Source organism: Shinella lacus, from assembly GCF_010994755.1.
Lineage (GTDB): Bacteria > Pseudomonadota > Alphaproteobacteria > Rhizobiales > Rhizobiaceae > Shinella > Shinella lacus.
On record NZ_WHSB02000018.1, the window covers coordinates 57,393 to 68,886 of the forward strand.

Below are 11,494 nucleotides of genomic sequence, written 5' to 3' on the forward strand. Positions count from 1 at the left end.
CCGTCGCTCGTCGTCGAGCGCGCTTTCCTATTGTTCCGCCGTGAAGGGTTCGCAGCTTGCATCCGCGAGGAAGGCGGTTGCTGCTTCCTGCCGGCTTTCGGTGGGCACGAAGATGCGCAGCACGGCGTAACCTTCCTCACCGCGCATTTCCACCAGGATCGACTGTTCCAGCTCGGCCGGCACGGCCTTGCGGATGGCGATGAGCTGGATGGGGGTGGCGATCAGCGTGTCGAGCGCGCCCGAGACCGAGGTGCGGTCGTTCATGCTGAACACCTCGTTGGACGCCCCGTCATAGACCGCGAGCGACCAGAAGGGCACGTCACCATCGGCAAACAGCCGGATGGGACCGTTTTCGACGGAAAAGGCGCAGACGGCGGTCTTCATGGCCGGGTCGTCGTTGATCGGCGCCAGCGTATCGCCGGAATTCGCCAGCGGGAAGAAGCGGTTCGGTTCGCCAAAGGTCTGCACGCGCGTATAGGCATCGCGGCCGGTGAAGCTCGGCAGCGAAAGGATGATGACGATGTGCAGCAGCGCAGCACCCACCAGGCCGATGGCGATGGCATAGACGAAACTACGCATCGGCGCAGTCCAGCCGGGTGATGCCCGGCATGGCAAGGTCGATGACGCCGGAGCTGCCGGCGGTCGGCGTGTCGAGCAGCGTCATGACCAGCAGGAACGGTGCCTTGCCCTCCGGAACCGCCAGCCAGTTGCCGGGTGTCGCCGCGGAGGCGATGCGGATGGCGAAACTGCTGTCGGGCGTGCGCAGCACCGACCAGGCGTTGATGCCGACCGGCAGGCCGGGGCGGCTGCCGGCGAGCGGGTTGCCGTTGGTATCGGCCGCATGCAGCGTCCACAGGCGGGCGGGGGGCGTGATGCCCTCTATTTCGTAGCGGCAGTTTTCGACCAGCGTGCGCCCGCCGCTATCGGTGGCGGCGGTGAAGGTGAGGCCTTCCGCGCCGCCGAGCAGCAGCTTGCCGTCGCGGGCGCGGTGCGCCTTGGCATAGGGGTCGGCATCGACCGTCTGGGCGGTCGGGAAGGCCGTCCACGGCCCGAGCGCGATGGCGCCGAAGCCGACGGTCGCGCGCAGCGCATAGATCGAACTCAGGATGCCGAGCCCGAAGGCGACGGCGAGCGCTGTGGCGATGACGAGGGGCGTGCGGAACAAGGGCGAAGCGGCTTTGCGTCCGGAATTGCGTCGAAACGAAGAGATAGAGCGTTTTTGCGATTCGGAGAAACGCGGAAACGCTCTATCCGTTACTCTGTCCGGTTGGCGCCGGTGCCGTCAAGCGCGGCCACGCGGCCATCGGCCTTCAGGGGCTTGGCCTCGTTGAACTGGCGGGCGACATCCTTCAGGAGCTTTGTGACGTCGGTGGAGAGCGAACGCGGGCGAACGAGGGCGGGAAGCGCGTTCTCATCGGTCGAGGTGGCGGCGACTTCGCTTGCCTTCTTGCCATCCGGCAGCGGGTTCTCAATGCCGGGGATGGGACGCAGCTCGATGCCCTGGTGGGCATAGTCCATCAGGCGCTTGAAGGTCATGGCGGGGAGCGAGCCGCCGGTCATGTTGTTGGTCGAGGTATAGTCGTCGTTGCCGAACCAGACGGCGGTCGTGTAATTGCCGGTGAAGCCGACATACCAGGCGTCGCGATAGGCCTGCGTCGTGCCCGTCTTGCCGCCCGAAACGATGCCGCGGTCGAGCGCGCCGCGCCGCGCCGTGCCGCTCACTGGAATGGTGACGAGGATGCGGTTCATCGACGAATCCGCCTGTTCGGAAAGGACGTGTTTTGCCGGCGGTTCGTCGCGGCCGAAATCGTAAAGGATGTCGCCGTCGTAATTGATCATCTGGCTGATGCCGTGGCGGCGCGACTGGAGGCCGCCGGCGGGGAAGACCGCATAGGCCGTCGCCTGGTCGAGCACGGTCACTTCCGAGGTGCCGAGCGGCATGGTCTTGTCGGTCCGGATCGGCGTCTCGACGCCCATTGCCTTCGCCATTTCCGCGATGCGCTTGGTGCCGAGCTTGTCCTTGGCAAGGCGGACGGGAACGGTGTTGATGGACTTCGCCATGGCGGTCATCAGCGTCATGCGGCCGGCATAGGAGCGGCCATAGTTCTGCGGCGACCAGCCGCCCCAGCTGATCGGCGCGTCGACGATGGTCGTTTCCGGCGTCATGCCGGATTCCATCGCGGCGGCGTAGGTATAGGCCTTGAAGGACGAACCCGGCTGGCGCAATGCCCTCGTGGCGCGGTTGAACTGGCTTTCGCCATAGTCCCGGCCGCCGACCATGGCGCGCACGGCGCCGCCGTTCTCGATCATCACCATGGCGCCCTGCTTGACGCGGTAGCTCTCGCCGTACTGGCGCAGCCCGCTTTCCACAGCCTCTTCGGCGGCGGCCTGCAGGCCCATGTCGATGGTGGTGCGCACGATCAGCGAATGCTGGGCGAAGGGTTTTGCGATGCGCTGCACCTCCTCGAAGGCCCAGTCGAGGAAGAAATCGGGCGCCGTCTTCTCGTTGCGGTCGATGATGGTGGCGGGGTTGCGCCGCGCGGCGATCACCTGGCCCTCGGTCATCAATCCACCCTGCACGAGGTTGGTCAGCACCTCGTTGGCGCGCGCACGGGCGGCCGGCAGGTTGATATGCGGGGCGTAGCGGGCGGGCGCCTTGAACAGGCCGGCGAGCATGGCGGACTCGGCGAGGTTCACGTCGGTGACGTTCTTGCCGAAATAGAACTGTGCCGCCGCGGCCGCGCCAAACGTGCCGCCGCCCATATAGGCGCGGTCGAGATAGAGGCGCAGGATTTCCTTCTTGGAGAGGTTGGCTTCCAGCCACAGGGCGAGGAAGGCCTCCTTGATCTTGCGCTCGATGGTGCGCTCGTTCGAGAGGAACAGGTTTTTCGCCAGCTGCTGGGTGAGCGTCGAGCCGCCCTGCACGACGCCGCCGGCGCGCGCGTTCTCGTTCATGGCGCGGGCGAGGCCCAGGAAATCGATGCCGAAATGGCTGAAGAAGCGGCGGTCTTCCGTCGCCAGCACCGCCTTGATCAGGTGGTCCGGCAATTCGTCGATGGGTACGGAATCCTCGTGGATGATGCCGCGATGGCCGATCTCGTTGCCGTAGCGGTCGAGGAAGGTGACGGCGAAGTCGCTTTGCGCGCGCCAGTTGCCCGTCGTCTCCTCGAAGGCGGGCAGCGCCAGGGCGAGAAGCAGCACGAAGCCGGCCGTGCCGAGGTTCATGCCTTCGCCGGCGACCTCGAAGACCGCCTTCTTCCAGCCCTTGGCGTGGAAGCGGCGGGAGAAGATGGTGATCTCCTCCCAGATTTCGGCCAGGCGAAAACCGGCGTTCCAGACCGTGGAATCGATCCAGGAATCAAGGCGCAGGAAGAAGTGCCGCTTGCGGCGGCGCGATTTTGGGGGCTTCTGGCTGTCGTCTTCCACGTTTCGCTTACCTTTGCCGGCGGATGCGGGCCGCAGCCTGCCCGCCTCTGGTTAACGTCCTGTGACCACCGGTTTATTCAGGCACGATAGCAGTCTTTTGAGGCGAGCAGAACGGGATTTGCGCGAAAGGGTTAGCAGCCGCGCTCTTGACCTTTGGCCGCAAGGGGTTCAGGGGTCGGGCATGACGAAGATGAAGCACAGGGGCGCCGCCGCGCCGGCCGAGGCCGGAAATGCGGACGTGCTGCCGTTCTGGAAGACGAAGACGCTCGCCGAAATGAACGACGTGGAGTGGGAAAGCCTCTGCGACGGCTGCGGCCTCTGTTGTCTCAACAAGCTAGAAGACTGGGAAACAGCCGAGATTGCCTGGACCTCGATCCGCTGCGTGCTGCTCGATGGCGAAAGCTGTCGCTGCTCGGACTACGAGAACCGGCAGGCGACCGTGCCCGACTGCATCCGCCTGACGGTGGAGAGCGTCTCGGAAATCTCGTGGTTGCCGCCGACCTGCGGCTACCGCCTCGTGCGCGACGGCGAAGACCTTTATTGGTGGCACCCGCTGGTCTCCGGCGATCCCGAGACCGTGCACCAGGCCGGCATTTCCGCCCGCGGCCGCACGGTGAGCGAGGAGGGCCTCGATGTCGAGGACTACGAGGACTACCTCGTGACCTGGCCGCTGGAAGTGGGCAGGGGGAACTAGTCTCTCAGCTCAGGCTTGCCGCGACGAGCTTCTTCGGCGCCACGTTGCGCCAGGCAGTGCCGATCAAGTCGCGAACCCGCTCGTCATCCGCGCCGTCGAAATAGACCGACGTCCAGCCCTTGAGCCCCCAGCCGCCCGGCACCGGCGCGCAAAGCCCCGGATCGGTCTCGACCACCATCGCCTGCTGGCCCGGCGTGAGCTTCAAGACGGCCCGGCCGGCCTGCGGCAGCGACATGAAGATCTTCTCGCCCACCCGGAAGTCCCGCTTCCCGAAATGAGCACTCTCCCGCGCCTCCGGCATGCCGAGCGCGATAGCGATGAGATCGTCGGATGTCATGGGGGGAGGGTAGCATTGTTTGAGGGCGCGTAAAAGTTTTTGGATAAAATAGGAAAATAGTCCTTGACGGCGTCACGGTGGTTTGATAGGGTTATGGCATAGTCGGAAAGGTGCGGGCGGAGAGTTCGCAGGGCTTTTCGGAGGCTGGATGGTTTGGCGGTTTTCGCCCGCGGCCGGCTTGATGGGAATTTATTGACAGGCGCTCGTTCCAATCGGACCGGGCGCCTTTTCATTTTCGGGTGTGCGATGGACAGCGGTTTGACGGTGGATCTCGGGCTTTTCGGCATCGCGCCGGAGATGGCGGTTTATGACGGGCTGGCGGGGCGGCGGGCGGATCTTGCGGGCGGCGCGGCGCCGGTGCTCGATATCAAGGCGGAAGCGCCGCTCGATCCGTTTCTCGACATGCAGGCAATGCTTCTGGAAATGACGAAGGAGCTGCGCGAGCGGTTCCAGCGCTTCCAGAGCCAGCGGGCCTTTGCCGAGCGGGATGCCGATGCCGCCGAGGACGAGGCTTCGCGCAAGCTGGCGCAGACCGATGCCAAGGCGGCGATCGAGGCCGTGTCGCTGATCGTGCGCACCCTAGAAAAGATAGACAGCCTGCAGCGCACGCTCATCAACGAGCGGGCCGAGGCGGAAGCGGCGCTGGGTGAGCCGGATGACGGCGAGGCGCTGGCGGCGGAGTTCGACCGGCTGGTGGAAGAGCGCGTGAAGGACCGGTTGAATGCCGCAAGGGAAGACTGGATGCGGGAAAGCGGGGCTGGCGGCGATGCTCCCGCGCGGGCGGAAAGCGGGCCGTAGGGACCGGCTCGCCCTTCGGGCGGCCGGGCGGAAGATCGATGCGGATATGACGGCGGCGGCAGCGGACTTGCGGATGATCGAGGAAGAACGGGCGCGGATGGCTTTTCGGATTGCTGCCGATGGGCTGGATGCGGGGCTTGGGCGGCGGGGCGAGACGGTCGAGACTGTGCATTGCCCCTCATCCCCCTGCCGGGACCTTCTCCCCGCAGGCGGGGAGAAGGGGGGCGAGGAAGCGCCTTGTTTCCAAGCTGCTACCGATGGGGATGCTGGCGGGCCGGATGGCGATCGCCAGCCCCGGTTTCGCAGCCGGGAGGAATCCCGAAAATGGTACTTTCAATCGCGCCTGGCCCAGATGCCGCCCAAGGGCGACTGGCGGGTCTGGCTGCTGATGGGCGGGCGTGGCTCCGGCAAGACGCGGGCGGGTGCGGAATGGGTGCATGCGATGGCTTTGGCGCGGCCGGACAGCCGCATCGCGCTGGTGGCCGAAACGCTCGGCGATGCGCGCGAGGTGATGATCGACGGCGTCTCCGGCATCTGCCGGATCGCCGGGCGGTCGCGGCCGGAATTCGAGGCCTCGCGCCGGCGGCTCGTCTGGCCGAACGGGTCGATCGGGCAGATCTTTTCGTCGGAAGACCCGGAAAGCCTGCGCGGGCCGCAGTTTCATCTCGCCTGGTGCGACGAGCTCGGCAAATGGAAACATGCGCAGGAGACCTGGGACATGCTGCAATTCGGCCTGCGTCTCGGCGACGATCCGCGCGTGCTGGTGACGACGACGCCGCGGCCGGTGCCGCTTTTGCGGGCGCTGGCGGCTGACCCAAAGACGGCGGTCCGGCGCATCCGTACGGAAGACAATGCCAGAAATCTTTCGCCGCGCTTTCTCGATGCCATGGCCGACCGCTATGGCGGCACGCGGCTTGGGCGTCAGGAACTGGATGGCGAACTAATCACCGACCGCGCGGATGCGCTGTGGAGCCGGGCGCGGCTGGAGGCGATCCGGCTGCGCAATCCGGGGCCGCTGTCGCGCATCGTCGTGGCGGTGGATCCGCCGGCGACAGCGTCTGCGGCGTCGGTCTGCGGCATTGTGGTTGCGGGCCTGGATGGCAGCGGGCGGGCGGTGGTGCTGGCGGATTGTTCGGTGACGGGCGCAAGCCCGGCGGGCTGGGCGGTCGCGGTGGTGCGGGCCTTTCGGCGCTTCGATGCGGACCGGGTGGTTGCGGAAGTCAACCAAGGCGGCGACATGGTGACGGCGATGCTGCGAAGCGTTGACGCCAACCTTCCGGTCGCGACGGTGCGGGCGACGCGCGGCAAATTTTTGCGGGCGGAGCCGGTGGCAGCGCTCTACGAGCAGGGGCGAGTGGCGCATGCGGGTGCCTTTGGGGAGCTGGAAGACCAGATGTGTGATTTCGGGCCGGACGGCTTGTCCGCCGGCCGCTCGCCGGATCGGCTGGATGCGCTTGTCTGGGCGCTGACGGCGCTGGTGCTCGACCGGCTGGGCGAACCGCGGGTGCGAGGGGTTTGAGATGGTGATCGATCGCAAGGCGTTTTTCGACCATGTGCGTGGGCCGCTTTATGGCGGCCGGCTGGGGCATGGGCAGGTCGCGGGTCTGACGGCGCTGCTCGACCGGTTCGAGCAGGGCGGCGAGACGCGCGACCGGCGGTTTCTCGCCTATATGCTCGCGACCGCGCATCACGAGACGGGCGGGCGCCTGCAGCCGGTGCGCGAGACCTTTGCCGCGACGGACGCCGCGGCGATCGGCGTGCTCGACCGGGCCTATGCTGACGGGCGGCTGCCGCAGGTCTCAGCACTCTATTGGCGGCGGGACGCGGACGGGAAAAGCTGGCTCGGGCGCGGGCTCGTGCAGATCACGCACCGGCGCAACTATGAGCGCCTGGCGGAACTGACCGGCATCGACCTCGTCGCGCGGCCGGAGCGTGCGATGGAGATGGCGACCTCCGTCGAAATCCTCTTCGTCGGCATGCTGCGCGGCGCCTTCACGGGGCGACGGCTTGCGGATCATTTTGCAGCCGGACGGGCCGACTGGGTGGGCGCGCGGCGCATCATCAACGGGCTCGACCGGGCCGAGCGGGTGGCGGGGTATGGGCAGGCGTTTTTTGTGGCGTTGGCTGGGTAGCGGCGGCGGGTGCCGCGTGGATCCTCGGGTCGAGCCCGAGGATGACGGAGAGGAGGAGAGGCCTCTGCTTCCCTGAACGATGCGGCATGTCGAACCCTGGCGATGACATCCGCGCTCTCTTCTTTCGTCATCCTCGGGCTCGACCCGAGGGTCCACACGGCACCGCCGCATCATTGGCAAAATCAAACAACCGAGGGCATCATGAAGCTACCATCCTTCCTTTCGCGGCGGCCAAGGGCGGCGGCGGAGACCAAGGCGTCGGGCTTTTTCGCGCTGACGGCCGAGGGCCGGGCGCATTGGTCGAGCCGTAGCTATGCGTCGCTGTCGCGCGAGGGGTTCATGAAGAACCCGGTGGCGCACCGCGCGGTGCGGATGATCGCGGAGGCGGCGGCCTCGGTGCCCTGGCTTGCCTATGCGGGCGAAGCGGAGCAGCCAGACGAACCGATGCTGGCGCTGATCGCCCGGCCGAACGGGCGCATGGCGGGCACGGATTTCTTCGAGACGCTCTATGGGCACCTGATGCTCTCCGGCAATGCCTTCGTCGAGGGCGTGCGGGTGGGCGATGAACTGCGCGAACTGCATCTCCTGCGGCCGGACCGGATGCGCGTGATCGAGGGGCGGGACGGGTGGCCGGAGGCTTATGAATACCGGGCGGGCAGCCATGTGCGCCGCCATATGGCGGGCGAGGGGCAGGCGATCCTGCATCTTCGGCTGTTCCATCCGCTCGACGACCAGGTGGGCTTTGCGCCGCTGGAGGCGGCCTCCATGGCACTCGACCTCTCCAATGCGGCGGCGATCTGGAACAAGGCCTTGCTCGACAATTCGGCGCGGCCTTCCGGCGCGCTCGTCTACCAGCCGAAGGAGGGCGGCAATCTGACGCCAGACCAGTACGACCGGCTGAAGAGCGAGCTGGAGGAAGGCTATTCCGGCCCGGCGCGCGCCGGGCGGCCGATGCTGCTGGAAGGCGGGCTCGACTGGAAGGCGATGGGACTTTCGCCGCGCGAGATGGATTTCGTGGAAGCGAAGAACGGGGCCGCGCGCGACATCGCCCTCGCCTTCGGCGTGCCGCCCATGCTGGTCGGCATTCCGGGGGATGCGACCTATGCCAACTACCAAGAGGCCAACCGTGCCTTCTGGCGGTTGACCGTGCTGCCGCTGGTGCAGCGGACCGCGGCGTCTTTTGCGGCCTGGTTCTCCGAGGATGGGGAGACGGCGCTGCGGCTGGTGCCGGATCTCGACCAGGTCAGCGGGCTTGCGGCGGAGCGCTCGGAGCTTTGGGCGCGCGTGGGGGCGGCGGCGTTTTTGACGGACGAGGAGAAGCGGCGGGCTGTGGGGTATTGATGGGTGGGCGGTTGCCGCTTCACCCCCCTCTGCCCTGCCGGGCATCTCCCCCTCAAGGGGGGAGATTGAATCGCGGCTACGTTCCACCCATCGCTACCGTCGCAAATTAAGCAATGCGCGTGCGTCCAGCGAATCTCCCCCCTTGAGGGGGAAGATGCCCGGCAGGGCAGAGGGGGCGCGCCACATGCCGTTGCCTACCTGTTCTGAGAACAAAAACAACGGCTTGTCGCGGGAAGATGAATCTCCGTGCCGACGACTGGATTCACACCGTAAAGGCGTTGAATCGGCTTTTGAACAAAGTGCTGCAAGGGATTCAAAAGACTCAGCGTTTTCCATCGCCTGACTCTGCGCGAGGCAGGACGCTTTCGGCCGCCTGTGGCCGTATCGCTTGGATTTCATAATAAACTGAAAGGCTTAACAATGGCTGACATCGGAAACGATGGCGGGCTGTGGACGGCTCGTCTGGTTGGGGCTTCGGCGGGTGCTGCCGTTTCGCTCATTTATTTGCTGCCGAAAAGCCGTCGCGAGGCGGGTTGCCGGTTTTTCACCGGGCTTGCCTGCGGGCTCGTATTTGGCGGGCCGGCGGGGCTTTGGATCGCGGTTCGGCTTGGCATCGCGACCTATCTCGGGCCGGCGGAGGTGCTGCTGACCGGGTCGGCGGCGGCGAGCCTTTCGGCCTGGTGGGGGCTCGGCGTGCTGGCGCGCGTGGCGGAGCGGATGAAGGGCGGCGAATAGGGAGTAGCGAAGAGCGAACAGCGAATTGCGCCATTCGCCACTGAAACGGGCGCCTTCTCTATTCGCTACTCCCTATTCGCTATTCGCCTCCATTCGATTTCCAAATCATCGGAGAAACCAATGATCACCGACGACCTGCCGGTCTGGCGGACGAAGAAATATGCCGATCTGACGCTTGCCGGCGTCGCCAGTGACGGGGTGTTTTCCGGCTATGCGAGCCTGTTCGGCGAGGTGGACCTGGGCAAGGACGCGATTGCGCCCGGCGCCTTCGTGCGCTCGCTGGAGAAACGCGGGCCTGCCGGCGTGCGCATGCTGTTCCAGCATGATCCGGCCGAGCCGCTCGGGCGCTGGCGCACCATCCGCGAGGATGCGCGCGGGCTCTATGTCGAGGGTGTGCTTTCGCCCGGCGTGGCCCGCGCCCGCGAGGTGCTGCACCTCATGAAATCCGGCGCGCTGGATGGCCTTTCCATCGGCTTCCAGACGGTGCGCTCGAAGACCGACCGGGCAAGCGGCGTGCGCCGCATCCTGGAGGCGGACCTTTGGGAAATCTCGATCGTCACCTTTCCCATGCTGCCTTCGGCGCGGGTGTCGAACGTGAAGAATGCGCGGTGGTTCCGCGACGGGGAAACGGAGCTCGTTCGCATCATGCGCCGGGCGGCCCGGATGATGAAACGCTAACAACTGAAGAGGTAGACATGACGGAGATCCACAAGACCGCGCCGGAAATCAAGGCCGTGCCGGAAACGATGACCGCCGCCTTCGACGACTTCATGGAGGCCTTCGAGGCCTTCAAGGAGACCAACGACCGCCGGCTCGGCGAGATCGAGCAGAAACTGACGGCCGACGTGGTGACGCGCGACAAGGTGGACCGCATCAACCGCGCGATCGACGAGCAGAAGCGCGTGCTTGACCATCTCGCGCTGAAGAAGGCGCGACCGGCGCTCGGCGGCAGCGGCGAGGGCAGCCTGGAAGCGGCCGAGCACAAGGCGGCCTTCTCCGCCTATATGCGCCGGGGCGACGAGAATGCGCTGCGGGCGCTGGAGGGCAAGGCCATGTCGGTCGGCTCGGCGGCCGATGGCGGTTATCTCGTGCCGCCGGAGACGGATACGGAGATCGGCCGCAGGCTTTCCGCCGCCTCGCCGATCCGTGCGCTGGCCACCGTGCGCCAGGTTTCGGGTTCGGTGCTGAAGAAGCCGTTTGCCACCTCCGGCATGGCGGCCGGCTGGGTGGCGGAGACGGCCGCGCGGCCGCAGACCGGCAATGCGCAGCTCGCCGAGCTCTCCTTCCCGACCATGGAACTCTACGCCATGCCGGCGGCAACGGCGGCGCTGCTCGACGATGCGGCGGTGGATGTCGAGGGCTGGATCGCCTCCGAGGTAGATATCGTCTTCGCCGAGCAGGAGGGCACCGCCTTCGTCTCCGGCGACGGCACCAACAAGCCGAAGGGTTTTCTGAGCTACACCAATGTCGCCGATGCGAGCTGGAGCTGGGGCAATATCGGCTATATCGCGACGGGTGCGGCGGGCGCCTTCAAGGCGAGCAATCCCTCCGACACGCTGTTCGACACGGTCTATTCGCTGAAGGCGGGGCACCGGCAGAACGGCACCTTCGTGATGAACCGCAAGACGCAAGGCACGATCCGCAAGTTCAAGGATACGGACGGCAACTATCTCTGGCGCCCGCCGGCCTCCGCCGGCCAGGCGGCCTCGCTGCTGGGCTTCGCCATCGCGGAGGCCGAGGACATGCCGGATGTAGCGGCCGACAGCTTTGCGATCGCCTTCGGCGACTTCCGCTCCGGCTATCTCGTCGTCGATCGCACGGGGGTGCGCGTGCTGCGTGATCCGTACTCGGCCAAGCCCTATGTGCTGTTCTACACGACCAAGCGCGTGGGCGGCGGGGTGCAGAATTTCGAGGCGATCAAGCTGGTGAAGTTCGCGGCGAGCTGAGCGACGTCATCCAATAGCGCCGTCATGGTCGGGCTTGACCCGACCATCCACCCGCCGTCGCATGGCTGTGGATCCTCGGGTCAAG

Annotated in this window: 11 protein-coding genes and 1 pseudogene; 8 read left to right on the top strand and 4 right to left on the bottom strand. The window is 66.4% G+C overall.

Going from position 1 to position 11,494, the window contains the following annotated elements; all coding sequences use genetic code 11:
• Positions 1-27: 27 nt before the first annotated feature.
• From GB927_RS29705 to GB927_RS29715, 3 genes are all read right to left on the bottom strand, one after another.
• The gene (locus GB927_RS29705; protein WP_256120835.1) at positions 28-579 is read right to left on the bottom strand and encodes a DUF1254 domain-containing protein; all 552 of its coding nucleotides are present in this window, start codon (positions 577-579) and stop codon (positions 28-30) included.
• Complete coding sequence (locus tag GB927_RS29710; protein ID WP_256120836.1) at positions 572-1,165, bottom strand: DUF1214 domain-containing protein; 594 nt, start codon at positions 1,163-1,165, stop codon at positions 572-574. The genes GB927_RS29705 and GB927_RS29710 overlap by 8 nt, the downstream gene beginning before the upstream one ends.
• A gap of 89 nt (positions 1,166-1,254) precedes the next feature.
• The gene (locus GB927_RS29715) at positions 1,255-3,426 is read right to left on the bottom strand and encodes a transglycosylase domain-containing protein (RefSeq protein ID WP_256120837.1); all 2,172 of its coding nucleotides are present in this window, start codon (positions 3,424-3,426) and stop codon (positions 1,255-1,257) included.
• Positions 3,427-3,616: 190 nt separating this feature from the next.
• On the opposite strand from GB927_RS29715, the gene GB927_RS29720 reads away from it, so the two are divergent.
• Entirely contained in the window at positions 3,617-4,120 is a 504-nt protein-coding gene (locus GB927_RS29720) for a YcgN family cysteine cluster protein (protein ID WP_256120915.1), read from the top strand.
• Between the two features lie 4 nt (positions 4,121-4,124).
• Here the strand turns inward: GB927_RS29720 and GB927_RS29725 are convergent, their stop codons facing one another.
• Entirely contained in the window at positions 4,125-4,457 is a 333-nt protein-coding gene (locus GB927_RS29725; protein WP_256120838.1) for an MmcQ/YjbR family DNA-binding protein, read from the bottom strand.
• 246 nt (positions 4,458-4,703) lie between these two features.
• Here GB927_RS29725 and GB927_RS29730 point away from each other — a divergent pair, with 246 nt between their 5' ends.
• The 7 genes and pseudogenes from GB927_RS29730 (at position 4,704) to GB927_RS29760 (ending at position 11,409) form a co-directional block, all read left to right on the top strand.
• The gene (locus GB927_RS29730) at positions 4,704-5,255 is read left to right on the top strand and encodes a hypothetical protein (RefSeq protein WP_256120839.1); all 552 of its coding nucleotides are present in this window, start codon (positions 4,704-4,706) and stop codon (positions 5,253-5,255) included.
• 319 nt (positions 5,256-5,574) lie between these two features.
• Positions 5,575-6,774 (top strand): annotated as a pseudogene (locus GB927_RS29735) (DNA-packaging protein); the annotation flags it as partial.
• Position 6,775: 1 nt separating this feature from the next.
• Entirely contained in the window at positions 6,776-7,387 is a 612-nt protein-coding gene (locus GB927_RS29740; protein ID WP_256120841.1) for a glycoside hydrolase family 19 protein, read from the top strand.
• A gap of 201 nt (positions 7,388-7,588) precedes the next feature.
• Positions 7,589-8,728, top strand: a complete 1,140-nt coding sequence (locus GB927_RS29745; protein ID WP_256120842.1) for a phage portal protein — start codon at positions 7,589-7,591, stop codon at positions 8,726-8,728.
• A 420-nt stretch (positions 8,729-9,148) separates the two neighbouring features.
• A complete protein-coding gene (locus tag GB927_RS29750; protein ID WP_256120843.1) occupies positions 9,149-9,463 on the top strand; it encodes a DUF6107 family protein in 315 nt (104 codons plus the stop codon).
• Positions 9,464-9,583: 120 nt separating this feature from the next.
• Positions 9,584-10,141, top strand: a complete 558-nt coding sequence (locus tag GB927_RS29755) for an HK97 family phage prohead protease (protein WP_256120844.1) — start codon at positions 9,584-9,586, stop codon at positions 10,139-10,141.
• A 17-nt stretch (positions 10,142-10,158) separates the two neighbouring features.
• The gene (locus tag GB927_RS29760) at positions 10,159-11,409 is read left to right on the top strand and encodes a phage major capsid protein (protein ID WP_256120845.1); all 1,251 of its coding nucleotides are present in this window, start codon (positions 10,159-10,161) and stop codon (positions 11,407-11,409) included.
• Positions 11,410-11,494 lie beyond the last annotated feature (85 nt).